This window comes from Prescottella sp. D32 (assembly GCF_037287305.1).
In the GTDB taxonomy this organism is placed as follows: domain Bacteria; phylum Actinomycetota; class Actinomycetes; order Mycobacteriales; family Mycobacteriaceae; genus Prescottella; species Prescottella equi.
In genome coordinates this window covers 236,960-261,423 of record NZ_JARBSW010000003.1, presented here as the reverse complement: position 1 = coordinate 261,423, position 24,464 = coordinate 236,960, and the positions used below count along the sequence as shown (strand labels likewise).

At 67.9% G+C, this 24,464-nt stretch carries 22 protein-coding genes; 10 read left to right on the top strand and 12 right to left on the bottom strand.

What is annotated here, in order from left to right:
* Window positions 1-42: 42 nt before the first annotated feature.
* On the top strand, window positions 43-1,719 hold the full coding sequence (locus PSS76_RS15915) for an ammonium transporter (RefSeq protein WP_221285479.1): 1,677 nt from the start codon (window positions 43-45) through the stop codon (window positions 1,717-1,719).
* Here PSS76_RS15915 and PSS76_RS15910 read toward each other — a convergent pair.
* The 3 genes from PSS76_RS15910 to PSS76_RS15900 are packed head-to-tail and all read right to left on the bottom strand — an operon-like array spanning window position 1,712 to window position 4,456.
* Window positions 1,712-2,968 (bottom strand): ion channel protein, encoded by a 1,257-nt coding sequence (locus tag PSS76_RS15910; protein WP_233282391.1) that lies wholly within the window; start codon window positions 2,966-2,968, stop codon window positions 1,712-1,714. The two genes, PSS76_RS15915 and PSS76_RS15910, sit on opposite strands and share 8 nt — an antisense overlap.
* Before the next feature lie 55 nt (window positions 2,969-3,023).
* Entirely contained in the window at window positions 3,024-3,419 is a 396-nt protein-coding gene (locus tag PSS76_RS15905; RefSeq protein WP_226347345.1) for a hypothetical protein, read from the bottom strand.
* Entirely contained in the window at window positions 3,416-4,456 is a 1,041-nt protein-coding gene (locus PSS76_RS15900) for an NAD(P)-dependent alcohol dehydrogenase (RefSeq protein ID WP_005512597.1), read from the bottom strand. Before PSS76_RS15900 ends, PSS76_RS15905 begins: the two co-directional genes overlap by 4 nt.
* Window positions 4,457-4,585: 129 nt before the next feature.
* Here PSS76_RS15900 and PSS76_RS15895 point away from each other — a divergent pair, with 129 nt between their 5' ends.
* A complete protein-coding gene (locus PSS76_RS15895; protein WP_337456340.1) occupies window positions 4,586-4,948 on the top strand; it encodes a hypothetical protein in 363 nt (120 codons plus the stop codon).
* Window positions 4,949-5,053: 105 nt separating this feature from the next.
* Complete coding sequence (locus PSS76_RS15890; protein ID WP_084845870.1) at window positions 5,054-6,259, top strand: PucR family transcriptional regulator; 1,206 nt, start codon at window positions 5,054-5,056, stop codon at window positions 6,257-6,259.
* 198 nt (window positions 6,260-6,457) lie between these two features.
* Here PSS76_RS15890 and PSS76_RS15885 read toward each other — a convergent pair whose 3' ends face one another.
* The 4 genes from PSS76_RS15885 to PSS76_RS15870 all read right to left on the bottom strand — a co-directional run bounded on the left by PSS76_RS15885 (window position 6,458) and on the right by PSS76_RS15870 (window position 10,023).
* Complete coding sequence (locus PSS76_RS15885; RefSeq protein ID WP_064078017.1) at window positions 6,458-7,756, bottom strand: HNH endonuclease signature motif containing protein; 1,299 nt, start codon at window positions 7,754-7,756, stop codon at window positions 6,458-6,460.
* A 212-nt stretch (window positions 7,757-7,968) separates the two neighbouring features.
* Window positions 7,969-8,583 carry a hypothetical protein gene (locus PSS76_RS15880; RefSeq protein WP_064078016.1) on the bottom strand — a complete coding sequence of 205 codons (615 nt, stop codon included), beginning with the start codon at window positions 8,581-8,583 and terminating at the stop codon, window positions 7,969-7,971.
* Window positions 8,584-8,613: 30 nt separating this feature from the next.
* Window positions 8,614-9,201, bottom strand: a complete 588-nt coding sequence (locus PSS76_RS15875) for a hypothetical protein (RefSeq protein WP_081181697.1) — start codon at window positions 9,199-9,201, stop codon at window positions 8,614-8,616.
* 39 nt (window positions 9,202-9,240) lie between these two features.
* Window positions 9,241-10,023, bottom strand: a complete 783-nt coding sequence (locus PSS76_RS15870; protein WP_081122212.1) for a GNAT family N-acetyltransferase — start codon at window positions 10,021-10,023, stop codon at window positions 9,241-9,243.
* Window positions 10,024-10,241: 218 nt separating this feature from the next.
* Between PSS76_RS15870 and PSS76_RS15865 the strand changes: the two genes are divergently transcribed.
* Window positions 10,242-11,489 (top strand): cytochrome P450, encoded by a 1,248-nt coding sequence (locus tag PSS76_RS15865; RefSeq protein ID WP_084845873.1) that lies wholly within the window; start codon window positions 10,242-10,244, stop codon window positions 11,487-11,489.
* Between the two features lie 9 nt (window positions 11,490-11,498).
* On the opposite strand, the gene PSS76_RS15860 is transcribed toward PSS76_RS15865, so the two are convergent.
* The gene (locus PSS76_RS15860; protein WP_221277999.1) at window positions 11,499-13,589 is read right to left on the bottom strand and encodes an acyltransferase family protein; all 2,091 of its coding nucleotides are present in this window, start codon (window positions 13,587-13,589) and stop codon (window positions 11,499-11,501) included.
* Window positions 13,590-13,704: 115 nt separating this feature from the next.
* Here PSS76_RS15860 and PSS76_RS15855 point away from each other — a divergent pair, with 115 nt between their 5' ends.
* The 3 genes from PSS76_RS15855 (at window position 13,705) to bioD (ending at window position 17,021) form a co-directional block, all read left to right on the top strand.
* Window positions 13,705-15,009 carry an adenosylmethionine--8-amino-7-oxononanoate transaminase gene (locus PSS76_RS15855; RefSeq protein WP_084845875.1) on the top strand — a complete coding sequence of 435 codons (1,305 nt, stop codon included), beginning with the start codon at window positions 13,705-13,707 and terminating at the stop codon, window positions 15,007-15,009.
* Window positions 15,010-15,162: 153 nt separating this feature from the next.
* Window positions 15,163-16,329: an 8-amino-7-oxononanoate synthase gene (locus PSS76_RS15850; protein ID WP_221277998.1), complete on the top strand. Its 1,167-nt coding sequence runs from the start codon at window positions 15,163-15,165 to the stop codon at window positions 16,327-16,329.
* Window positions 16,326-17,021: a dethiobiotin synthase gene (gene bioD / locus PSS76_RS15845; protein ID WP_337456339.1), complete on the top strand. Its 696-nt coding sequence runs from the start codon at window positions 16,326-16,328 to the stop codon at window positions 17,019-17,021. The genes PSS76_RS15850 and bioD overlap by 4 nt, the downstream gene beginning before the upstream one ends.
* Here bioD and PSS76_RS15840 read toward each other — a convergent pair.
* From PSS76_RS15840 to PSS76_RS15825, 4 genes are all read right to left on the bottom strand, one after another.
* The gene (locus tag PSS76_RS15840; RefSeq protein WP_005512611.1) at window positions 17,011-17,526 is read right to left on the bottom strand and encodes a hypothetical protein; all 516 of its coding nucleotides are present in this window, start codon (window positions 17,524-17,526) and stop codon (window positions 17,011-17,013) included. The genes bioD and PSS76_RS15840 overlap by 11 nt on opposite strands.
* 172 nt (window positions 17,527-17,698) lie before the next feature.
* A complete protein-coding gene (ahpF, locus tag PSS76_RS15835) occupies window positions 17,699-19,288 on the bottom strand; it encodes an alkyl hydroperoxide reductase subunit F (protein WP_337456338.1) in 1,590 nt (529 codons plus the stop codon).
* Window positions 19,289-19,465: 177 nt separating this feature from the next.
* Window positions 19,466-20,029 carry an alkyl hydroperoxide reductase subunit C gene (gene ahpC / locus PSS76_RS15830; RefSeq protein WP_005512614.1) on the bottom strand — a complete coding sequence of 188 codons (564 nt, stop codon included), beginning with the start codon at window positions 20,027-20,029 and terminating at the stop codon, window positions 19,466-19,468.
* 203 nt (window positions 20,030-20,232) lie between these two features.
* Complete coding sequence (locus PSS76_RS15825) at window positions 20,233-21,108, bottom strand: TIGR03619 family F420-dependent LLM class oxidoreductase (RefSeq protein ID WP_013416319.1); 876 nt, start codon at window positions 21,106-21,108, stop codon at window positions 20,233-20,235.
* A 257-nt stretch (window positions 21,109-21,365) separates the two neighbouring features.
* On the opposite strand from PSS76_RS15825, the gene PSS76_RS15820 reads away from it, so the two are divergent.
* The 3 genes from PSS76_RS15820 (at window position 21,366) to PSS76_RS15810 (ending at window position 24,464) form a co-directional block, all read left to right on the top strand.
* Window positions 21,366-21,650, top strand: a complete 285-nt coding sequence (locus tag PSS76_RS15820; protein ID WP_005512616.1) for an Rv0250c family protein — start codon at window positions 21,366-21,368, stop codon at window positions 21,648-21,650.
* An 11-nt stretch (window positions 21,651-21,661) separates the two neighbouring features.
* A complete protein-coding gene (sdhC, locus tag PSS76_RS15815) occupies window positions 21,662-22,465 on the top strand; it encodes a succinate dehydrogenase subunit SdhC (RefSeq protein WP_087586973.1) in 804 nt (267 codons plus the stop codon).
* A 67-nt stretch (window positions 22,466-22,532) separates the two neighbouring features.
* Window positions 22,533-24,464: a fumarate reductase/succinate dehydrogenase flavoprotein subunit gene (locus PSS76_RS15810; protein ID WP_337456337.1), complete on the top strand. Its 1,932-nt coding sequence runs from the start codon at window positions 22,533-22,535 to the stop codon at window positions 24,462-24,464.

Here is a 24,464-nt window from a genome sequence, read left to right as displayed (position 1 = left end):
GACGAAGGGGCGACCGGAGTCGTTCTCCGGAGGTGCTTTTCGGTGACCGCGTCGAATCCGATGGACGGAGGCGACACCGCCTGGGTGCTGGTGTGCGCCGCACTGGTGTTGTTCATGGTTCCCGGACTGGCATTCTTCTACGCCGGAATGGTCAAGAGCCGCAACACATTGGTGATGATCCAGCAGAACTTCGTCGCGCTCGGCGTGGTGACGGTGGTGTGGATCCTGATCGGCCACAGCATCGCGTTCGGCGAGGACACCGGTGCCGGATTGTTCGGCGATCTGAAGCTGTTCGCCCTGCAGAATCTGGACGAAGCGCCGCGCCCGGCATTGCATGTCGTCGTCCCGGGCATCGCGATCCCGACCCTGGCCTTCGTCGCCTATCAAATGATGTTCGCGGTAATCACTCCCGCGCTGATCACCGGCGCGACGGCGGATCGGCTGAAGATCGCGGGCTGGGTGGTGATCCTCGCCGTGTGGCCTGTCGTCGTGTACGCGCCGATCGCGCATTGGCTGTTCGACCCCGAGGGATGGCTCGCGGTCCGGGGAGCGCAGGACTGGGCGGGCGGCATGGTGGTCCACGCGTCGGCGGGGGCGGCCGCACTGGCGATCCTCCTGGTCGTCGGCCGGCGGACCGGTTGGCCCGGCACCGAGACCGTTCCGCACTCGGTGCCGCTCACGATGATCGGTGCCGGAATTCTGTGGTTCGGCTGGTTCGGATTCAATGCGGGAGATGTCCTGCAGGCAAACGGAATTGCCGCGCAGGCCCTGATCAACACCCATGTCGCGGCGGCAGCGGGGATGGTGATCTGGTCGATAGCGGAACGCTTTCGGCAGGGGCGGTCGACCGTGGTGGGTGCGGCGACCGGGGCGGTGGCCGGGCTTGCCACGATCACACCGTGCGCCGGATACGTCGACACTGCGTCGGCGCTGCTGATCGGGGCGGTCGCCGGGCTCGTGTGCCAGGTGGCGCTAGGGCTGAAAGTGCTGTTCCGTTTCGACGACGCGTTGGATGTGATCGCCGTCCACTTCGTCGGTGGTGTACTCGGTTCCCTCCTGTTGGGCCTGTTCGGGAAGAAGGCGATCAATGGGATCGGAGCGGACGGGTTGTTCTTCGGTGGGGGCTTCTCGTTGCTGGGGAATCAGGCTCTCGCTGTCGTCGCGGTGGTCGCGTTCTCCTTCGTCGTCACACTCGTGATCGCGTTCGCGGCAGACCGAACCGTGGGCCTGCGCCTGCCCGCCGACGAGGAGTTCGGCTCGGACCGCCGCCGTCAGGGCATGGACGCGTACCGGTTCGCCCCGTCGTTCGTTGCCGGGGCCGGGCTGGCGTCGGGTGCTGTCGACGAGCCGCCGTTGACGGCGACGCGGATCGCCGCAGCGCCGTCGAGCGTCCAGTACCGCCTCGTCACGGTGCTCGTGCGGGCCATCGACGCAGGAGCGCTCGAGAGCGCGCTGCGGGAGGCCGGAGCCCGGTCGATCGTCGTGACGGAAGTTCACGCCCCCTCCACCCATCGCGACACGGTGGTGATGCGCGACCAGCGCAGTGAACTCGCGCTCGCGCAGCGACTGAAGGTGGAGGTGCTGGTCCGGGACACCGACGTCGAGCGTGTGCTGGACGCACTGGATTCCGACACCATCGGAGGCCATGAGGGGTACGTGCAGCAGGCCGCGGAACCGCTCTCGCCACAAGCCCGTACGGACGAGGACCCCGTCAGCTGACGTGCTTCTCGAGCGGTACGGTGTTGGGACCCACGACCAGCTGGCCGCGGTGCACCACCAGCAGCCAGACTGGTAGCACCGCGATGCACAACACCGGAATCACCCCGAACGACGCCACCATCGTCGCACCGATGAACAGGCCCAGCCAGCAACTGCGCACCGCCACCACGAGCGCGCCGAGGACCGCACACGAGATCGACAGTGCGAGCGGGACGGTGTCGAACATGGCATGCACCAGCAATCCGACGTTCAAGCCCACGAATACGGACGCGAACGTCCGGCCGCCGCGGAAGCCGCAGCTGGACGCGACGAGCAGCGCCACGAGGTTGATCAGCGCGTAGAGCGCGAGGCGGCCCACCGACTCGTCGGCAGCGCTCGCGGTGACCCGCCCCATGTTCTCGGCATCCTTGAAGAGTGTTGCGGGTCCGCCCACAGCGCCGAGCGCGCCGAGAACCGCACCGCCGAGCCCGATCGCGAGAACCGGGTTCGGCAGCGCGTGGAACAGCGCATGCATCCGGTGGAAAGCGGGGACGCCCATCAGGAAGAAGGCGGCGGTACCGACTGCGATGAGCGTGCCGATCAGGATGTGCCCGATGGTGGGTGCGCGGTATGCGGGGACGTCGACGACGAGCATCGGGCGATCGAGGAGGAACATCGTCGCGGTGCCCGCGCCGGCCGCGACGAGAGGCGCGAACATGTTCTCCCACAGCTCGCCTTTCGGGCGGCGGCCGGCCAGTTCGACGAACGCCAACGGCCCTGCCAGTGGGGTGCCGAACAGCACACCGATCGTCGCGGACGTCGTCAGCCACACGACGCGTTTGGTCGGCATCGTCGGCCACAGCCGCCCGAGGATCCAGGCAGCGACCGCGACGTTGATCGCGATGAGCGGATTCTCCGGACCCAGACTCACCCCGGCGCCCAGCGCGAGCGCCACGACGAGCGCCAGCGACGGTAGCGACCTGAGCGGAATCGGCGGTCCTACCAGCCCCGCGGTGGCGGGGTCGGGTCCACCGTGCCCGGGCAGTTTCCACACCAACACACCCACCAGCAGTCCGATTCCGGTGAGTACCGCGAAGATCCACCATCGGGCGTAACCGTCGAACCCGATCAGATCGGGAATCCAGCTGTAGAGCAGGTCGGTGACCCGGTCGGTGACGAGCACCATCGCGATCGGGATGACCGCGGCCGCGACACCCACGAGGACGGAGGGGACGGCCTCACGCGCGATCGTCCGGGTGCTCGGGAACACGACGTCCAACGGTGCCTCCGGTGCTTCCCTGCTCGACGGGTCGGAGCGCTAGTCCCTACACGCTACGACGCCGAGGCTGCCGGAGGTTCTCCCGGAGCAGATATCCGAGCACGACGAGCATCGGAACACTCCAGATCCAGTATCCCCAGCCGAACATCATGAGTGCCACGTGGAAGACGATCGCGCCGATCAGTCCGATCCTGGTCCACCGACCGCCCGCGAGGGTCAGCACGCCGATCGCCAGCTCTCCGGCCGCGACTACCAGACCCCACCCGGCAGGGTGGGCCATGAAGACGTCTCGCCACGCAGTCCGGACGAGAGGCAGATACGTCCGATCGGCGAACGGTCGGTACAACTCGGGGTCTGCCGCGACGATGCCGACGTGGATGCCGGCGGTGAATACGAAGAGACCGCCGACGAGCCTGCGGAGCACATCCGCAGCACGGCTCACGGCACGACGACAGCCCGACCGCGCAACGTTCCTGCCGCGAGTCGGCGGTACGCCTCGACGCCGTCGTCGAGCGCGAACCGCTCGACCGCGATGTCCAGGACACCCTGGTGCGCGAGGTCGATCAACTCGATGAGCTCGCTGCGTGAACCCCAGTACGGAGACGCGACATTCGTCTCGTACGCACCGGTGAAGAAGCCGACCCGGGCCGCGGACTTCCCGTCGCCGAGCCCGACGATCGTGACGTCGGACCCGACTCCGGCCACTGCGGTCGCGACGTCGAGCGTCGGCTGCACACCCACGAAATCGAGGACCAGCGCGGCACCGGCCGAACCCGTGATCTTCCGGACGTTCGCAGCGGCGTCGGCGTTCGACAACACGGTCTCGTGCGCGCCGACCTCGCGGGCGAACGCAAGCTTCTCGTCGTTGACGTCGAGGGCGATGATGCGTGCAGGGGACAGGTGGCGGAGCAGCTGGATGCCGACGTGTCCGAGACCGCCGGTGCCGATCACGACTGCGTACGAGCCGGCGCGGAGCTTGCCGAGCGACCGTTTGATCGCGTGGTACGGGGTGAGCCCGGCGTCGGTCAGCGGCACAGTGGTGACGGGGTCGAGGTCACCGATCGGGACCAGGTGACGCGGCGAGTCGACGATCATGTACTCGGCGATTGCGCCCGGCGCGCCCAAGCCAGGTGGGGCGATGCCGAGTTCCCTTGCGCGGGAGCAGTAGTTCTCGAGCCCCTGCGCGCAGTGCCAGCAACGTCCGCAACCCCACGGCCCGTACACGACGACGTTCGTGCCGATGTCGAGGTCGGTGACGCCTGCGCCGACGGCGGCCACCCGGCCGGCGCCCTCGTGACCGAGTGTCATCGGCAGTTCGTAGCCGAACTGCTCGGCGGGCAGGCTCATGATGAATTCGTCCGAGTGGCACACGCCCGCAGCGGTGATCTCGAGCAGCACTTCACCGGCTTTCGGCTCGGGCGTCGGGATGTCGACGAGTTCGGGCTCCGCCCCGATACGGGTGTACTGGATCGCCTTCACAATGCACTCCTTCGATGGGCTCTCGCGTTCGATGGGCACTCGCGGTCGAGGACGTGTCGCGCCTCGAGCATCGCACGGATCCGCCGACTCGGGGGACAGGCCCCGTTCCCGGGCGTTAGGTTGCAGGACATGGGGGACGCGATCCCGGAACCCGAACACGTCTACGGCCGCCTGTCGGAGCGGGCGCGACTTGCGCTGCTTCGCAATCCGCAGGGCTTCGTGCCCCCGGAGTTCATCGGCCAGGTCATCAGTGTCTGCGGTGACGACAGCGTCTGCTACGTCACCTCCGACGACGACGTGCCGCACTTCGCGATCTTCCAGGGCCCACTGTCGGACTACCTGTTCGTCCGCCGTCAGTGTCTGGACGCCTGGTGGGACGCCCTCGAGCCGGGGGGACGTCGATCGCTGGCGAACGGAGACCGCGTGTTCGACTCTTCTCTGGTCGACAGCGACTACGTCACACTGCGGCTGACCGGTGCAGATCTGCGCTAGCGGCCCGTCCGCGGCGTTTCGTCGCTGTGCACTACAGGTGCCGCGTCTACGGTGGATGCCGCCGATCGTCGGCGGCGAGCTCGATCCGGAAAGGTGTGATGGCGAGTGAACGCGCGGGAACCGGCAGACCGCTGGCTGCGCAACTACCTCACCAGCACGCTGACGCAGCACGACCTCGATCTCTTCCTGTCGGGCCTCGAGGAGTCGTTCACCACGGACATTCCCGAGTTGGCCGCGGACGCCGAACTTCAACGCGACCTACGAGCGGCGGTGCGCAGTCAGCTCGGCGCGTTCCTCGGTGCGTCCGGACAGTCCGCCGACGGATCGGCCGAGGCGCCGGTCTCCGTCGAGGCCCACGCGCTCGCCCGCACGGTCGCACAGCGGGGACTCGAGCTGCGGGTGTTGTCTCAGCTCTATCACGCCGGTCACCGAGCCATGTTGTCGTTCGCGACCGAGTTCCTGCAGCAGGAGGACCTCGACGCCCAGTTCAAACTCGAGGTCCTCACCACGATGTGGTCGCAGACCAGCGAACTGCTCAACGCGATGCTCGACGAACTTGCCGTCACGTACGCGGACGAGCGGGAGCGGCTGCTGCAGGGCGCTTTCGCGTCCCGCGTGACCACGGTGCGCGAGGTCCTCGACGGCGGTGGGGGCGTCGCGCAGTCGTCGGGACTGCTCGGCTACCCGTTGCGACTCACACACACCGCCGTGGTCGCGTGGGTCGACGACTCGACTGTGTTCGCCGGTTCCCTCGACCGAGTGATGTCACGAGTTGCGGCCGGCCGGCGCACCCTGTCGGTGCCGTCGGGTGCGCACGGCGTGTGGTCGTGGATCGCGCAGGACAGCGACGACCCGTGGGTCGTCGACCAGTGTCGGATTCCGGACGGCGTCCGCCTCGCGGTCGGTGAGCGTGCTCCGGGAATCGAGGGATTCCGCAGCAGCCATCGTGAGGCGCTCGCGGCGCAGCGGATCGCCGAGGTCGGCAAGCAGCGAAAGGCCGTGACCAGCTACACCCACGTCGAACTGGTCTCGATGTTGTCGGCCGATCCCGACGCGATGCGCGCCCTCGTCGCCCGGGAGCTGGCCGGTCTCCTCGGTGAGGATGCCGCGTCCGAGCGTCTACGGGACACCCTGCGCGCCGTGATGAACTGTCACGGCAACCATGAGGCCGCAGCCCGTCGGCTGGGAATCCACAAGAACACCGTCCGGTACCGCATGCAGCGGGCGGAAGAAATTCTCGGCGGCGACCTTCTGGCGCGCAGGCTGAAACTGGAACTCGCCTTGGAGTGTTTCGAGGCATTCGGCGGATAACGGAGATCGCTGTCCGGTGGCACGCGATGAAACACTCACTGCCGGTCGGACGCCGCTTCGGGATGCCGAGCTCGGTCGGCACGTGATCCGAGAATCGCCGCCAGTAGCGCAGCGGCGAGAAGGAAGAGCACAACACGGCGAGCTGCGTTTGTTCATCCGGCGATAGCCGGCACCCTGTTTCGGGTGCCGGCTGCCGTGTCATGCGGCGTGTGGTCCGGCGCGGTTGTGGGCGGGGACGGGTTTCTTGTAGGGGTCGACGGTGCTCGGTGGTGTGAACCACGGGTGCCGGTCGGCGCCGATTTTCACGTCCCAGTGGCTGTGGTGGAGGAGTTGGTGGTGGTAGCGGCAGAGTAGGACGAGGTTGTCGAGGTCGGTGGGTCCGCCGTCTGCCCAGTGCTTTATGTGGTGGCCTTCGCAGTGGGCGGGTGGTGCGCCGCAGCCGGGGAAGGCGCAGCCGTGGTCGCGGGCGATCAACGCTCGACGCTGCTTCTTCGACACAGTCCGGCTGCTGCGGCCGAGGTTGATGGGTACGCCGTCGTCCATGACGATGGGGGTGAGGTGGCAGTCGCAGGCGATCCGTCGTGCGGTCGCGATCGACAGTGGCCCGGTGTGGGGTAGGCGTGCGATGTCTTTGTCGCCGAACAGGTCCGAATCGCCGTCTGGATTCACCCACTCGTGCGCTGCTTCGCTGCGGGCGAGGTCGGCGGCGTTCACGTGTAGTGACAGGTGGGGCCGCTCGCCGCCCTCGGTGGGGGCGTCGCCGGAGTCGAGGTAGCGGCGCAGGATCTCGGCGAAGGCATCGGCTCGCTGCCGTGCCGGGGTGCGTTTTTCGGCGGGGTCGTCGACCGGATTCCTCGGTTTGGTCAGTGATGACAGTGCCGTCAACAGCATCTCGCCGGTCACGGCATCGAGGTCACCTTTGACCGCGACGCGTCCGTTCAGTGTTTTCGAGGCGTGGAATTCGTTGCGTTCGGTGTCTTCGCTGGCTGGGAGTTCGTCGGATTCGAAGATTCGCTCCAACCGGGAGATGCAGGTGCGAACGGTCGTGGTGGTCGCGGCGGGATCGGATGCGGCGTCCAGCAACACTTTCCGGCAAGAATCCAACGCTTCGTTCGGCATGCCGCGCGGCGGGGTCTCGCAGAACTTCCCGATCAACGAAGCATGCTCGGCCGAAATATCGCCGGCATTGAAGGCGTCGGCGATCTCGGGCTGCCGGCTCAGCATCCGGCCCAATGCGAGGATCCGTGCGGCGGCCGGCACTTCCAGCAACGTGTTCGCGGCCAGCCACTGCTTGACACTGCGAAATCCGAGGGTGTCGAACGAGACTGCGCGCTCGTCGATTTCGGCGACGGTGGCTACACGTAGTGCTTCGAGTTGTTCGATCGCGTGGCAGATGTCGAGGCCGGTTTGTACCAGCAGGATTTCTGGCAGCGTGTGCACGTCTTCCGGTCGCGGTGCGGTGACCGTTACCAGCGAATTGAGTCCCCCCGGATTCATGACACGAGTTTAGTTCGAATATATGTTCGAGTCAATGGGGCTTCTCCTGCGCCAGACTTTCCGGGAGGTCCCGGCGTTGAAGAGCCGGGACGCGAGCCGGCGTGGGTGGGCGTATGGCGAGGTCGCGACGGACGAAGGTCCCGTTTCGAGGTGAAGATGCGGATGTAGGTCGACCTCGGTTCGAATCACCCCACGGTCCTTCTGTGCCGAACTCAGTAGTCGTCGACGACGAGATTAGGGAAGGTGTACCAGCCGTCCCCGATGTTGCGTGAGGCCGTGCGTTTCAGGGTGGCTTCGGAGAGGCCGTGAGGTGCGTAGATCCATCCCGGATTGTCGAACGGCGACAGTCCCGTTCGTGCATCGTGGAAGTACACCGAGCCATCGCCGCCGACATGGGCGTACGCGACGTCGAATCGTCCGATTCTCAGGTCGCGCTGGTAGCGGCCGCCGCGAAGATTCTCGGGCTCGCGAAGTAGTTGGTGTGCAACCTCTTCGAACTCTCGTCGATGGTCCGCGAAGGTGGGACGGCCGAATGTGGATGCGCCGAGTGCGCACCCGGCAACGAGAAGCCAGGCCACGATTGCCCACGTCCAGCGCCGACGCCGCGTCACGATGAGGGCTGCGACGACGGTCGCCACCACGGCTGAAAGCGCCAGTGCGGTGCGGGCACTCGCGCGTGCGACAGCGCTGTCGGAAGGGGACGGCCACGGGAGGTGCCACGCCACGGCAGTCATCACCGCTGCCGCGGCCACCGCCGCCGCGAGGTTGACCCACACAACCCAGCCGAGGGAGCCTCGGTCGTGGACCGGCCTCGCTTCGCACGCCATCCTCCGAGGATAGGTCGAAAAGGCGCGCCCTCAGCCGTAGTACGGCGGCTCGGTGTCGGGATCGTCGACCACGACGTCTACGCGGGTGTCCGCGACGAGCCGCGCGATCGCGTCGGCGCTTGCGCCGATCGTTGCGAAGTGTGGGTCGACGTCGCATGTGACGCACCACGCGTGATCGGCCGGCCAGACGAACGCGGGCGTGGGGGCTACCGTGTCCTGGAGCAGCTCCGAAACCTGTGAGTCCCAGTCGGCGACGTCGGCGAGTGATCCGCGGAAGAGGAAGTAGGCGCGGTTCGGGATCGAAATTTTCGGCATCGGATCGTCCCCGGAGAAGCTCGGCCATCCTTCCCAGATGCAGAAATAGCAGTCGTCGGGCGTCGCCGTGTAGGGCGTCAACTCCGCGAGAGTCACGCCCAGCTGTTCGTTGTCGGACAGCGCGCCCGGGGCGCGCCGGACGTCGCCCTCTGACTGCCCCGGAAAGCTCGGGTCGGGAATGAACCGTAGGCGCGCGTGCTTCTCGAAGTCGCGTGGACCTCGTGCCGCCAGATGTCGCCAATCTTCGTCCGACCGCTCCAGCCACCGCGCGACCGTCAGGTCGGCACACCGCGTAATGCCCATCCGGAGATTATGGCGGCGACACCCGATGCACGGCGCTACTCAGGGAACTCGGAATCCGCGGAACGTCACGTTTCGCCGTTGCCTGAACCCCAGACGGGTGTACACGCTGATCGCCTGGGCATTGGTGGCGGCGACGTGCAGGAACGCTCGTTCGCCGCGGGCCGCGATCCGGTCGGCGAGCGCTCGGACCAGGTGCGCGGCCAGGCCGTGGCCGCGCGCGTCCGGTGCGGTGCAGACGGCACTGATCTCCGTCCAGCCCGGCGGGCGCAGGCGCTCACCGGCCATGGCCACCAGTGCGCCGTCCCGGCGGATCCCGAGGTAGGTTCCGAACTCGGGTGTGCGCGACCAGAACGGACCCGGACGCGTTTCCGTCACGAGCGCGAGCATTTCCGGCAGATCCGCGTCACCGAGTTCGACGAGCGTGAATCCGGCGGCAAGCCCGTCCTCGGCAGTAGCAGGGTGCACGCCCGTGGGCGGAGCCAGCATCTGCAACCCGTCGAGGACGAAAACCGGCTCCCAGTGTGCCGGTGGGAGTTCCGGGCAGCTGAAGAGATCGGCGAAGCCGCCGGCCCCGAGCAGGCGGGCGAGATCTTCCCAATCCTCGGGTCGCGGGTCGGTCGGAACCGAGCAGAAGGTCGACACCTCGTCGGCGTACGCATTCGCCCGACCGACGGTGCGGGAGAGGTGGGCGTGAGCGCCGGTCAGCGAGAAGTGGACCGGGTGATCGAGCACCTGGTCGTCGGTCTCCTGCCACTGCGCGAGCAGTGCGCCGGAGTCCGATCGCCCGGCCGGGAGAGTCTCTGAGCGGGTATCTGGCGCCATGCGTCCCAGCCTCGCACCCGAGGATCCGGTCGGCGAAATCCGGTAGGTGCTCTCCATCGGTGCTCGCCGCGATCGACGTGCGTGGCGTTTGTGCCGACAGCACAATTCGCAACCGCCGTGCTGTGCCGAATGCCCAAGCGGCGGTCTGCGCGATCGTGTGATCATGGTCACGCGGATCGCCGAACGGTCCGCCTCGATCCCGAGAGAAGGTGTGCGGCGTGACAGTTCCCGGTGTCCCCGAAGGTTTCGATTTCACCGACCCTGACGTGTACGAGCGGCGGTTGCCGATCAGCGAGTTCGCGGCGCTGCGCAAATCGGCGCCGGTGCACTGGGTGGCACAGCCGCCGACCAAGGGCGGGTACGCGGACGAGGGCTACTGGGCGGTGTCCCGGCACGAGGACGTCAAGGAGGTCTCCCGCAACAGCGAGGTCTACTCGACCTGGGAGAACACTGCGATCGCGCGGTTCTCGGACGACATGCCGCGGGAGACGGTCGAGCTGATGCGGCACCTGCTGATCAACAAGGACGCCCCCGAGCACACCAAGCTCCGGAAAGTGATCGCCCGTGGCTTCACGCCGCGCGCTGTCCAGGGTCTGCGTCCGGCGCTGAAGGCGCGGGCGGAGAAGATCGTGCAGGACGCCGTGGCCGCGGGGTCCGGGGACTTCGTCGAGCAGGTGGCGTGTGAGCTGCCGCTGCAGGCCATCGCCGAGCTCATCGGTGTGCCGCAGGAGGATCGGCACAAGATCTTCGACTGGTCGAACCAGATGATGGGCTACGACGATCCCGAGTTCGCGGAGGAGTCCGCCACTGCGTCCGCCGAGATTCTCGCGTACTCGTACGCGATGGCCGAGGAGCGACGCAAGTGCCCGGCGCAGGACATCGTCACCACGCTCGTGGAGGCCGACGTCGACGGCGACGGGCTGGCGTCCGAGGAGTTCGGGTTCTTCGTGCTTCTGCTCGCGGTCGCCGGGAACGAGACGACTCGCAACGCCATTACGCACGGCATCATGGCGTTCATGGACAACCCCGACCAGTGGGAGCTCTACAAGCGTGAGCGTCCGGCGACAGCAGTGGACGAGATCATCCGTTGGGCCACGCCGGTCGTCGGATTCCAGCGAACGGCGTTGGTGGACACCGAACTCGGCGGGCAGGCCATCCGCAAGGGCGACCGTGTCGTGATGTTCTACTCGTCGGCCAACTTCGACGAGGACGTCTTCGAGGATCCGATGCGGTTCGACATCACCCGCACCGACAACGACCACCTCGCCTTCGGAGGCACCGGTGCGCACTTCTGCATCGGTGCGAACCTCGCGCGGATGGAGATCGAGTTGATGTTCAACGCGATCGCGGATCACATGCCCGACATCACCAAGCTCGGCGACCCGCGCCGACTGCGGTCCGGGTGGATCAACGGGATCAAGGAACTACAGGTCGACTACGCCGGCAAGTGCCCGGTGGCGCACTGACAACCGGAGTCAGTAGTCCGCCGGCGCGTCCGACCACCATCCCGTCAGAGGGCCGAGTCGGTCCTCCATCACCGGCGTCAGGGTCCTCACGTAAGACGCGGTGAGGTGGTTCGAGTCCCGGTAGATCTGCACGTTGCCCTCGATCACCCGGCAACGATCCTCCCGGCACACGGCATCGGAGAGGTCGAGAGGGAAGACGGTGGGGAACGGGGCCGAGGCGTCCAGCGCGGGATCGATCGGGTCGAGGGCCTGCGCCCGGTCGATACCGCACGTGTCGGCGTTGCCGCCGCGTCGGGCCAGGCAGTCAGATGCGCGGTAGGCAACGCCGTCGGATTCCAGCCACGGGGTGTCGCGCACGACGATCGTCGGCAGGTCGAGGTCCGTCAGGGCCTGCCACAACGCGAGGTAGGTGTCGGGGGTGTAGTCGCCGGCCGCACCCGGGCGGGGACGGGTGGAGGTGCTGAACACGATGTCGGGGCGCGAGGCGGCCACCGCGTCGAGAACGTCGAACGTCCACTCCTCGCATTCGCCGACGGGGGCGTCCGGTCCCGGCGGGAGCACTGCCGGGCATCCCACCTTCACGTACGTTTCCACTCGGAAACGGTGCTTGTGGCCCAGCTCGTCGAGCGCCGGTAGCCAGTGCTCGGCGTGTGAGCCGCCGATCAACGCGATGCTGCGGTCTGCCTCCGTGTCGCCGTACGTGCAGTTGAGAGCTTCGGTCTGACCGTCCTGGGACATGCATCCGTCGAGGGTGGTCGCGGGCAGGTCCGCGTGCGCCACGAAGCGTGACGGCTGCTCGCGCGCGAACTCGACGTCGGCGCCGGACAGCAGCGCGGCGGCGCCGGGGTACGCCGCGGAGTCGAGTGATGTCTGCTGCGCCCACTCCTCGGTGCGGCGGTCGACGAACCCGGTCCACGTCACCGAGGCCGCGGCGAGCGCGACCGTGATCAGCGAGATGACGCCGATCAGCGTGCCACGCACTGCGCGCGGGCCCGACGTCTGCCGGATCGGCGTCTCGATCAGGCGGGTGGTGAGTTCGGCGAGCACAAGGGAGAGGCCGATGACGACGACGCCGCCGGCGAAACCGACATCCGGCTCCTCGCGCCAGACCAGGTACGCGATGAGGACCGGCCAGTGCCACAGGTACAGCGCGTACGCGATCGACCCCAGCCGAAGCAGGGGAGGTGACGCGAGCAGTCGGGTGGGGGAGGGATCGACGTCGTCTCCCCGCGCCCCGGCGACGATGATCGCGAGTGCGGCACCGACGGGGACGAGGCCCCACGGTCCCGGGAACTGGCTTCGTCCGTCGAGCACCATGCCGCACGCGACGACGATCGCGAGCCCGGCGACCGCGAGGAGCACCCGCAACACCCGTGGCACCCGCAGATACGGGGCCGCGCAGGCCAGCAGACCGCCGACGAGCAGTTCCCACATCCGGGCAGCGGTGTCGTAGTACAGCCACGTCTGAGGCAGGTCGCTGGTCGTCGCGTAGGTCAGCGAGGCGATCGCGAGAACACCGAGCAGCATCGCGAGCGGTCCGCGAACCGTGAGGCCACGTGCGCGGAGCAGCCACGCGAGCCCGAACACGAGGACGAGCGCAGCCAGATAGAACTGCCCCTGGACGGATATCGACCACAGATGCTGCAGCGGGCTGACCGACGGGTCGGCGGCGAGATAGTCGCTCGCGCTGTCGGCGAGGTGCCAGTTCTGTAGGAACGTCAACGACGCCGTCACCTGCCGCGCGGTGTCGAACCATTGGGTGGCCGGATGCATCGTGACGGTGAACGCCACCACCGCCGCCAGCACGAGAACGAGCGGCGGCAGCAGCCTCCGCAGGACCCGCCGGACCACCGGGACCGGATCGAGCCGGCCGCCGGATTCCGCGGCCCGCAGCAGCGAGGCGACGAAGAAGAACCCCGACAGCGTGAGGAAGATGTCGACGCCGCCGGACACCCGACCGAACCAGACGTGGTAGACGACGACGAGACCGATCGCGAGACCGCGGAGTCCGTCGAGATCGTGGCGGTGCGCGGCGCGGCCACGAGTTGCCGACGCCGACGGCCCGCCGAAGAGGGTTCGGTCGGTGGAGCGGACGGACACGCGAATCTTCCCGGGCAGACGACAGGGGGTCGACCGCGGCGGATTCCGCCGGCGGGGACCTGTCCAACGTACCTGCCGACCCGCCCGTGATGCTTGACACCTACAGTCGAGCGCCGTGAACTCCCTGCATCTGACGGCCGACCGCATCGTCGAAATCGACACCACCCATCTGTGGCACCCCTACGGCGCGTTTCCTGCGTCGACGGCGTCGCTCGTCGTCGAGTCCGCCGAAGGGGCACGGCTCACGCTCGCCGACGGCACGGAACTGGTGGACGGGATGAGCTCGTGGTGGTCGGCCGTGCACGGGTATCGCAACCCGGTGCTCGACGCCGCCGTCACCGACCAACTCGGACGGATGAGTCACGTGATGTTCGGCGGCCTCACCCACGCGCCCGCCGCGCGCCTCGCCGAACTCCTGGTCGAGATCACCCCCGCCGGACTCGACAAGGTGTTCCTCGCCGACTCCGGCTCGGTGTCGGTGGAGGTCGCGGTGAAGATGTGCCTGCAGTACTGGCGCAGCCGCGGACGTCCCGAGAAGCACCGGTTGCTCACGTGGCGCGGCGGATACCACGGCGACACGTTCGCACCGATGAGCGTCTGCGACCCGGACGGCGGCATGCACGCGATGTGGACCGACGTGCTCGCCCGGCAACTGTTCGCGCCCGCCCCGCCGCGCCACTTCGATCCCGGGTACGTCGCCGATTTCGAGGCCCTGGTGGTGGCGCATCGTGACGAACTCGCCGCGATCATCGTCGAACCCGTCGTCCAGGGCGCCGGCGGCATGCGGTTCCATCACCCCGATTACCTGCGCGAACTGCGCCGCATGTGCGACGAGCACGGTCTGCTGCTGGTGTTCGACGAGATCGCCACGGGCTTCGGCCGCACCGGAGAACTGTTCGCCGGGGACCACGCCGGGGTGGCGCCGGATGTCATGTGTGTGGGCAAGGCGCTCACCGGCGGCTACCTCACGCTCGCCGCGACCCTGTGCACCACCGCGGTCGCCGAGGTGATCAGCGCCGGCGAGGGCGGCGGCATCATGCACGGGCCCACGTTCATGGGGAACCCGATGGCGTGCGCGGTGGCGGTCGCCGCGGTGGAGTTGCTGCTCTCGCGCGATTGGCGTGCGGAGGTCGGGGCCCTGAACACGGGACTGAGGCGCGGCCTCGCTCCCGCGTGGGACGTGCCCGGCGTGGTGGACGTGCGGGTCCTCGGGGGAATCGGCGTGATCGAACTCGCCGAACCCGTCGACATGCCGACGGTGACTGCGGCGGCGGTCGCCGTGGGCGTCTGGTTGCGTCCGTTCCGGAATCTGATCTACGCGATGCCGCCCTATGTGTGCACCGCCGAGGAGATCGACCGCATCGCCGCCGGAATGGTCGCGGCGGCGAGCAGCCAGTCCCGGAGTCGCGCCGAAATGTGATCTTCGTCGCTCCAGTCCGGGTGTGCACTGTGACGGCATCGGTCGGCGCCGTCGGCGCACTCGGCGGCGGAATCCGGGTGGTGCGGTGGGCGGTCGAACGCGGACGACGAGGTCCGATACAAGCTCACTTGAACACCGTTCAAGTGAGCTTGTATGGTGCTGCGGGTGGGTACCGATAACGCGGCTCTGGATTGGCTCGACGACGTCGAAAGGGCGCGGCGGGCGGCAGGACTGCGCCGCGAGCTGCGGGCCCGCAGCGAGATCGATCGGGTGGTCGACCTCGCGTCCAACGATTATCTGGGTCTCGTCCGGCACCCCGAGGTGGTCGACGGAGCTGTCGACGCCGTCCGGCGCTGGGGCGGGGGAGCGACCGGATCGCGCCTGGTCACCGGCACGACGTCCGACCACGAACTCCTCGAACGCGAGCTCGCCTCCTTCGTGGGAGCCGAGTCCGGGCTGGTGTTCGCAAGCGGATACGCCGCCAATCTCGGTGCAGTGACCGCGCTTTCGGGCCAGGATGCGCTGATCGTGTCGGACGCCGGTTGTCACGCCTCACTCGTCGATGCGTGCCGGCTGTCACGGGCCCGCGTCGTCGTGGCGCCGCACGCCGACGTCGACTTCCTGCGCCGCGCACTCGCCGAGCGAGCCGAGGAGCGTGCCCTCGTCCTCACCGACTCGGTGTTCAGCGCCGACGGCGACCTCGCTCCGCTGGCCGACATGCACCGGGTGTGCCGGGATCACGGCGCCGTCCTGCTCGTCGACGAGGCGCACGGCATCGGCGTGCGCGGCCGCGGTGGTCGCGGACTCGTCCACGAGATGGGCCTGGCCGGGGAACCGGACGTCGTCGTCACCGCGACACTGTCGAAGTCTCTCGCGAGCCAGGGTGGTGCGGTACTCGCGTCGCGGAAAGTCCGTGCACACCTGATCGACGCGGCACGCACGTTCATCTTCGACACCGGCCTGGCGCCCGCCGCGGTGGGCGCTGCCCGGGCGGCGCTGTCGGTGCTCAGGCGAGAGCCGCAGCGGGCGACCGCCGTCCTGGACCGCGCCCGCGACCTCGCCCGCATCACCGGTGCCGCCGCCCCCGAGTCGGCCGTGGTGTCGGTGGTGCTGGGCGATCCGGAGGTGGCGGTCGCGGCCGCGACCGCCTGCCGGAATCGCGGCCTGCACGTGGGCTGTTTCCGCCCACCGTCCGTCCCGGAGGGAACGTCGCGCCTGCGTCTGACGGCGCGGGCGACGATCGATGCCGCCGATATGGCAGTCATCGAATCCGTTCTGGCAGAAGTTCTCTCGGAGCGTCGCGCAGGGGTGCCGGCATGAGTGTTCTCGTGATCTCCGGAACGTCCACCGACGTCGGCAAGACCGTCGTCACCGCCGCGCTCGCCGCCGCGTTGCGCGCCGCAGGTCAGTCGGTTGGGGTGTGCAAGCCCGCACAGACCGGCGTCACGGTCGACGAACCCGGTGATCTGGCGGAGGTGACCAGGCTCAGCGGCGTGACCGCGACCGTCGAGTTGGCGCGATACCCGGAACCGCTGGCTCCCGACACCGCCGCGCGCCGCGCTGCGCTGCCGATGCTGACGCAACCCGAGGTGGTCGCCGCGACACGCGATCTCGACGCCCGACACGACGTGACGCTGGTGGAGGGCGCGGGCGGGCTGTTGGTGCGCCTCGGCGTCGACGGGTTCACCGTGCGCGACGTGGCAGCCGAACTCGGTGCCCCCGTCGTCGTGGTGGCCGCTGCCGGTCTGGGCACCCTCAATCACTGCGCGCTCACGGCCGAAGCGCTTGCCGCTGCGGGCGTGAAGTGCAGCGGGTTCGTCGTCGGATCCTGGCCTCGGCGTCCGGATCTCGCGGCCCGCTGCAACCTCCACGATCTGCCCGCCGTCACCGGGTCCGCGGTGGTCGGGCGCGTGCCCGAGGGCGTCGCGGGCTCGGACGCCGCCGGATTCGCCGCGACCGCGCCCACGTGGTTCGAGCCCGACTGGCTCGACTCGCTGTTGATCAGACGATGATGCGGCAGTAGAGCCGCTCGCCGCGGGATGCCGCAGTGCTGGCCAGTTCGGCCAGCGCGACGACGAACGGGACCGACTCCTCCGACGGCTCCGCATCTTCGTCGAAGATCCACTGGCGCGCCGCGGCGATCAGTGCGCTCGGATCGGAAGCGGCCAGTGCAGTGCGCAATTCGTCGGCGACGGACAGTACGAACGCGTCACCGTCCTCGCTGTCCGCCACCATGGATCCGCGCCTCGGGCCGGTCTTGACGTCGTCATAGCTGCGGCCGGTGAGCACCGCCTCGAGCTGCCCGAGCGAGACCTTCGGGTCGATCCCCTTCGCCTGCAGAACCGGCGTTCCGCTCGCGGCGGTCCGTACCCGGGGGCGGGTGGCTTCGTCCGGCGAGGTGCGGTAGAGCTCCTCGGTCGCGGCGATGTCGTCCGGATCGAGGTCGAGCAGATCGTCGAGAGCCGCCGTCGCGGCCTCGTCGGACGGCGCGGAGAAATAGTCGGTGATAGCGGACATGTCGGCATCGTCGCACAGCCGACCGACTGGTCGGGCCGGCAGCTCGACACGGAACTTCGGGCGAGACGGAAGCTATGGATTATCCGAACAGGGTTACGGCCCGTCGGCCTGAACGACCCCCGGGTCCGGCACCGAAACGGCACCGGACCCGGGGGGTCGTCAGGGGAGAGCGTCAGCCGACCGCTGCCGCCGACTCCTCTTCCGGAGCGCTGGTGCGGATCAGATGATCGAACGCGGACAGGGCAGCCGTCGCTCCAGCGCCGGCAGCGATCACGATCTGCTTGAACGGAACCGTCGTGCAGTCACCCGCGGCGAACACGCCCGGCACCGACGTCTGACCGCGGTCGTCGACGACGATCTCTCCGCGCGGCGACAGGTCGACGCTGCCGTCCAGCCACTCGGTGTTGGGGAGCAGGCCGATCTGCACGAACACGCCCTCGAGGTCGACGGTGTGCGACTCGTCGGTGGTGCGGTCGGTGTAGGTGAGGCCGGTGACCTTGCTGCCGTCGCCGAGAACCTCGGTGGTGAGGGTGCTGAGCAGGATGGTCACGTTCGGCAGGCTGCGCAGCTTGCGCTGCAGCACCTCGTCGGCGCGCAGCACCGAGTCGAACTCGACGAGCGTGACGTGCGAGACGATGCCCGCGAGGTCGATGGCCGCCTCGACACCCGAGTTGCCGCCGCCGATGACCGCGACGCGCTTGCCCTTGAACAGCGGACCGTCGCAGTGCGGGCAGTAGGTGACGCCCTTGTTCCGGTACTCGGTCTCGCCGGGCACGTTCATCGAGCGCCAGCGCGCACCCGTCGACAGGATCACCGTGCGGGCGAGAAGCGAAGCGCCGCTCTCCAGTTCGACCTCGACGAGGCCGTTCTCGGTGGCCGCCGGCACGAGCTTCGCGGCACGCTGGGTGTTCATGAGGTCGACGTCGTACTGGCGCACGTGGTTCTCGAGTGCAGCGCCGAACTTCGGGCCCTCGGTGTAGGGGACCGAGATGTAGTTCTCGATCGCCATCGTGTCGAGGACCTGACCGCCGAAGCGCTCGGCGGCGATGCCGGTGCGAATCCCCTTGCGGGCAGCGTAGATCGCGGCCGCAGCTCCGGCCGGGCCGCCACCCACGACGAGCACGTCGAACGGGTCCTTCTCCGCGATCGCGGCGGCCGCGCGATCGGCAGCGCCGTCGTCGAGCTTGTTGACGATCTCGGCGAGGCTCATCCGACCGGAGCCGAAGAGTTCACCGTTGAGGTACACGGTGGGCACCGCCATGATCTGCCGGCCGTCGACCTCGTCCTGGTAGAGCGCACCATCGATCGCGACGTGGCTGACACCGGGGTTGAGCACGGCCATCAGGTTCAGTGCCTGGACGACGTCGGGGCAGTTCTGGCAGGACAGCGAGAAGTAGGTCTCGAAGTGGTACTTGCCTTCGAGCCCCTGGACCTGCTCGAGCACCTCGGGGGCTTCCTTCGACGGGTAGCCGCCGACCTGGAGCAATGCGAGTGCGAGCGAGGTGAATTCGTGACCGAGAGGGATGCCGGCGAAACGGACCTCGATGTCGGTGCCGACGCGGCGGATGGCGAACGACGGGCGACGGGCGTCGTCGTCGAGACGCTCATAGGTGATCTTGTCCGACATCGCGGCGATCTCGGTGAGCAGTTCGGCGAGTTCGGCCGACTTGGCTCCGTCGTCGAGGGAGGACACGAGCTCGATCGGCAGGGTCAACCGCGCGAGGAGGGACTTCAGTTGGGCGGCGAGGGGGGCGTCGAGCATGCGGATCTACTCCATCCGTGGGGAAGGCTGTGATCGGGGAAGCGGACCTTGTTACTCCTGCGGTCCGGACAGGGTGCGAGGTGGTGCTGGTCGAGCCGGAAGCGGGGTGGGGCGCGGGCCCGTGGTGTCCGGGCCCGCGCCGCCCGTGGCGACTTACGTCAGCTGATTCGACTTACGTCAGATCTTGCCGACGAGATCCAGCGACGGAGCGAGGGTCTCTTCGCCCTCTTCCCACTTGGCCGGGCAGACCTCGCCCGGGTGCGAGCGGACGTACTGAGCGGCCTTGACCTTGCGCAGCAGCTCGGCGGCGTTGCGGCCGATGCCCTCCGCGGTGATCTCCATGAACTGGACGACACCGTCGGGATCGACGAGGAAGGTACCGCGGTCGGCCAGGCCCTGGTTCTCGCGGAGCACCTCGAAGTTGGTGCTGATCTCGAGGGTCGGGTCGCCGATCATCGCGTACTGGATCTTGCCGATGGTCTCGGAGGAGTCGTGCCACGCCTTGTGCGTGAAGTGGGTGTCGGTGGACACCGAGAAGACCTCGACGCCGAGGCGCTGCAGCTCCTCGTAGTGATCGGCGAGGTCACCGAGCTCCGTCGGGCAGACGAAGGTGAAGTCGGCCGGGTAGAAGAAGAAGATCGCCCACTTGCCCTTGATGTCCTCGTCGGACACGTCGACGAATGCGCCGTTCTTGTACGCGGTCGCGGAGAAGGGCTTGATCTGCTTGTTGATCAGGGCCATTTGAACCTCTGTTCGGTCGAAGTTGAATACCAGACGTTCTAGAGGTTAGCCAAGAATCATAGATAGTTCCAATCTATGAGGTCTATTTCATAGATACGCTTTACCTATCAATGCTGAAGGCGGGGTTTCGGGCAAAACCGGCGCGTCGACGTCGATCCTCGCCGCCCGGCGCCCGGGCGGCGAGAGTCGACGGTCCTGCCTCGTCAGGGCACGTTGGCGATCACCGATTCCGCGTAGTTCTCCAGGTTCGCGATCTTCTGCGCGAGCGGTTCGGCGTCCGGGGCGACGTCGTAGGAGTTGCGGAAGCCGACGATCACATCGGTGACGCCTTTGTCCTCGAGGCGCTTGATCCCGTCCACCGTGTAGGCCTCGGCGGAGGCGACGTGGATCTCGAACGGAGTGTCCGACTTGCCCTCGGCGGCCCGGATCTTTTGCAGCCGGTCCAGCATCCGGTCGAGTTCTTCGGGATCGCCGCCGGCATGGGTCCAGCCGTCGCCACGCACCACGGCCCGGCGCAGTGCTGCGTCACTGTGGCCGCCGATCAGGATCGGAATCGGCTGCGTCGGAACGGGATTGATCTTGATCGACGGTACGTCGAAGATCTCGCCGTGATATTCGAAGTATCCGCCACCGGTCAGTCCTCGCACGATGTCGATCGCCTCGTCGGTCCGGCGCCCGCGGCGCTCCCACGGCACATCCATGATCTGGAAATCGTCGGGCCAGGGGCTCACACCCACGCCCAGGCGCAGGCGGTTGCCGGTCAGGTACGCCACGGATGCGGCCTGCTTGGCAACCAGCACCGGCGGGCGGACGGGGAGCTTGAGTACGAAGGTCGTGAACCGCAGCGTGCTGGTCGCCGCACCCAGCGCCATCGCGAGAATCATCGCCTCGATGAACGGCTTGTTCTCGAGGAACTCACGGCTGCCGTCCGGGGTGTACGGGTAGACCGAGTCCGATTCCTCCGGGTAGCAGATGCTGTCCGCGATGGTCATGGAGTCGAAGCCGACGCGCTCGGCCGCCTGCGCGAGCGGAACGTAGAAGTCGGGATCGGTCATGGACTCGGCATAGGTGAATCGCACGGACGGGCTCCTTCGATCGAGTGCCGGGGCGGGGTTCGCCCCGACGCACCATCCTGGAGTGGTCTGCATCACATGTCAGCGCTCCTCCCGCTGCGTGGGAAGGTGTTCGCGGGAGCTCGTCGGCGGATCTCGATCGATCGACGGCGTCGACGCGGAGGCTGACGTACTGTGAGTGGCATCACACCGTGTAGGCAGATCGGGCGCGACAGGCAGCCCTGCCGCCACCCGATCCGACCGACGTTTGTGCGGAGGTACGGATGACCACCACCGAAGTGATGGATTTGCAGCGCACGATCGGGCATCTGCGTCAGTGCGTCGGATCGTTGCGAGAGAGGTACGGCGACGCGTCCGCCGTGCGGCGACTGGCCAACGACGTCGATCGACTCGACATCGACGCCCACGATCTGAGCGAATCGCCGCCGCGTCCGACGTCCGGCGCCACCGCCGAGCGAGTGCAGGTGCCGGACACCCCGTACGACCGCTCGCTGTGGCAGGGCGCGGACGACGAGGGACTCGGCGGCAACCCCCACGAGAACACGTGAGGGCGCCGCGGGTGACCGAGATCGGCGCGCCGCCGCCGGCTCGGGCGAACATCCGTGCGCGCACCCTGCGCACCGACCGGTGGTGGCTGGCGCCGCTGCTCACCACCCTCGGCCTCGCGGTCTTCGTCGTGTATGCGACCGTCCGTTCGTTCGTGCGGACCGCGTACTGGGTCGACGACTACCACTACCTGACGCCGTTCTACTCGCCGTGCATCAGCGAGTCGTGCGTGCCGGGAGCCAGCCACTTCGGGACGTGGGTGGGCGAGCTGCCGATGTGGATTCCGCTGGGATTCCTCGTCCTGCCGTTCCTGCTCGGCTTTCGGCTCACCTGCTACTACTACCGCAAGGCCTATTACCGGTCGATCTGGCTGGCGCCGCCCGCGTGCGCGGTGGCGGAACCGCACTCCACGTATTCGGGTGAGACCCGCTTTCCGCTTATCGTGCAGAACGTCCACCGGTACTTCTTCTATGTCGCGCTGGTGGTCTCGCTCGTCAACACGTACGACGCGGTGCGCGCCTACGAGGGGCCGAACGGCAGCTTCGGGCTCGGCGTGGGGAGTCTGATCATCACCGGCAACGTGATCCTGCTCTGGGCGTACACGTTGTCGTGCCATTCGTGCCGCCACGTCACCGGCGGACGGCTCAAACACTTCTCGGCGCACCCGATCCGCTACCGGCTGTGGACGTGGGTGAGCAGGCTCAACACCCGGCACATGCAGCTGGCGTGGACCACGCTCGGGACGCTGATCGTCACCGACTTCTACATCATGCTGGTGGCGAGCGGCACGATCTCCGACCTGCGATTGATCAACTGAGTTCCACCGATTCCGGCGTCGGCACCGAGACGCTCGCCGGACGGATGTACCGAGAGGGGGAGTGCGCATGGCCGAGGTCGAGCGGCACAGGTACGACGTGGTGGTGATCGGCGCCGGTGGTGCCGGGCTGCGTGCCGTGATCGAGGCCCGGGAGCGGGGGCTGTCGGTCGCGGTCGTGTGCAAGTCGCTGTTCGGCAAGGCCCACACCGTGATGGCAGAGGGGGGCTGCGCGGCCGCGATGGGCAACGCCAACTCGAAGGACAGCTGGCAGGTCCATTTCGGTGACACGATGCGCGGTGGCAAGTTTCTGGGCAACTGGCGCATGGCCGAACTGCACGCGCGCGAGGCGCCCGAGCGGGTGTGGGAGCTCGAGACGTACGGGGCGTTGTTCGACCGCACCGAGGACGGCCGCATCAGCCAGCGCAACTTCGGCGGCCACACCTACCCGCGGCTCGCCCACGTCGGCGACCGCACCGGCCTCGAGTTGATCCGCACGATGCAACAGAAGATCGTCGCCCTCCAGCAGGAGGACTTCGCGGCGACCGGGGACTACGAGGCCCGGGTCAAGGTGTTCGCCGAGTGCACCGTCACCGAACTGCTCAAGGAGGGCGACCGGATCGCCGGTGCCTTCGGGTACTGGCGCGAGTCCGGCCGGTTCGTGCTGTTCGAGGCGCCGGCGGTGGTGATGGCGACGGGCGGCATCGGCAAGTCGTTCAAGGTCACCTCCAACTCGTGGGAGTACACCGGCGACGGGCACGCGCTGGCGCTCCGCGCCGGCGCGAACCTGATCAACATGGAGTTCGTGCAGTTCCATCCGACCGGGATGGTGTGGCCGCCGAGCGTCAAGGGCATCCTCGTCACCGAGGGCGTCCGCGGCGACGGCGGTGTGCTCAAGAACTCCGACGGCGAGCGCTTCATGTTCTCGTACATTCCGGCGGTGTTCAAAGGCCAGTACGCGGAGACGGCGGAAGAGGCCGACAAGTGGTACGACGATCCCGACAACAACCGTCGGACCCCGGACCTGTTGCCGCGGGACGAGGTGGCGCGCGCCATCAACTCCGAGGTCAAGGCCGGTCGCTCCACACCCCACGGCGGCGTCTATCTCGACATCGCGTCGCGCATGCCCGCCGAGGAGATCGTGCGGCGGCTGCCGTCGATGCACCACCAGTTCAAGGAACTCGCCGACGTCGACATCACCAAGGAACAGATGGAGGTCGGCCCCACCTGCCACTACGTGATGGGGGGCATCGAGGTCGATCCCGACACCGGATCCTCCACGGTGGCAGGGCTGTTCGCGGCAGGTGAGTGCTCGGGCGGGATGCACGGGTCGAACCGGCTCGGCGGCAACTCGCTGTCCGATCTGCTGGTGTTCGGGCGCCGGGCCGGCCTCGGCGCGGCCGACTACGTCCAGTCCTTGGAGGCGCGCCCGACGGTGGCGGAGGCCGACGTCGCGACGGCTGCACGGGCTGCACTGCTGCCGTTCGATCCGCCGGTGCCGGGGGCGGGGGAGAACCCCTACACGCTGCACACGCAACTGCAGCAGACGATGAACGACCTCGTCGGCATCATTCGCACCGAGTCGGAGATCGAACGGGCCATCGCCACTCTCGCCGACGTCAAGTCCCGCCTGCCCGGGGTGACGGTCGAGGGGCATCGACAGTTCAACCCCGGATGGCATCTCGCACTGGATCTGCGGAACATGATTCTCGTCAGCGAGTGCGTGGCACGCGCGGCGCTGATGCGGACCGAGAGCCGCGGCGGGCACACCCGCGACGACTTCCCGTCGATGGATCCGCAGTGGCGGTCGACGCTGCTGGTGTGCAGCACGGTCGCCGACGACCGGGCCGCGGAGGACGGCACGTCCGTTCTCGACGTGATCGTCACCCGCGAACAGCAGCTGCCGATGCGTCCGGACCTGCTGGCGCTGTTCGACATCGACGAGCTCGGCAAGTACTACACCGACGCCGAACTCGACGCTCATCCTGGGAGGGCGACCTGA

Coding starts and splice junctions, on each gene's coding strand:
- PSS76_RS15895 (WP_337456340.1), top strand. CDS start 4,586: ATGGGGGACGCGATCCCGGAACCCGAACACGTCTACGGCCGCCTGTCG.
- PSS76_RS15885 (WP_064078017.1), bottom strand. CDS start 7,756: ATGAATCCGGGGGGACTCAATTCGCTGGTAACGGTCACCGCACCGCGA.
- PSS76_RS15880 (WP_064078016.1), bottom strand. CDS start 8,583: ATGGCGTGCGAAGCGAGGCCGGTCCACGACCGAGGCTCCCTCGGCTGG.
- PSS76_RS15875 (WP_081181697.1), bottom strand. CDS start 9,201: ATGGGCATTACGCGGTGTGCCGACCTGACGGTCGCGCGGTGGCTGGAG.
- PSS76_RS15870 (WP_081122212.1), bottom strand. CDS start 10,023: ATGGCGCCAGATACCCGCTCAGAGACTCTCCCGGCCGGGCGATCGGAC.
- PSS76_RS15850 (WP_221277998.1), top strand. CDS start 15,163: ATGGTGCTGCGGGTGGGTACCGATAACGCGGCTCTGGATTGGCTCGAC.
- bioD (WP_337456339.1), top strand. CDS start 16,326: ATGAGTGTTCTCGTGATCTCCGGAACGTCCACCGACGTCGGCAAGACC.
- PSS76_RS15840 (WP_005512611.1), bottom strand. CDS start 17,526: ATGTCCGCTATCACCGACTATTTCTCCGCGCCGTCCGACGAGGCCGCG.
- ahpF (WP_337456338.1), bottom strand. CDS start 19,288: ATGCTCGACGCCCCCCTCGCCGCCCAACTGAAGTCCCTCCTCGCGCGG.
- ahpC (WP_005512614.1), bottom strand. CDS start 20,029: ATGGCCCTGATCAACAAGCAGATCAAGCCCTTCTCCGCGACCGCGTAC.
- PSS76_RS15820 (WP_005512616.1), top strand. CDS start 21,366: ATGACCACCACCGAAGTGATGGATTTGCAGCGCACGATCGGGCATCTG.
- PSS76_RS15810 (WP_337456337.1), top strand. CDS start 22,533: ATGGCCGAGGTCGAGCGGCACAGGTACGACGTGGTGGTGATCGGCGCC.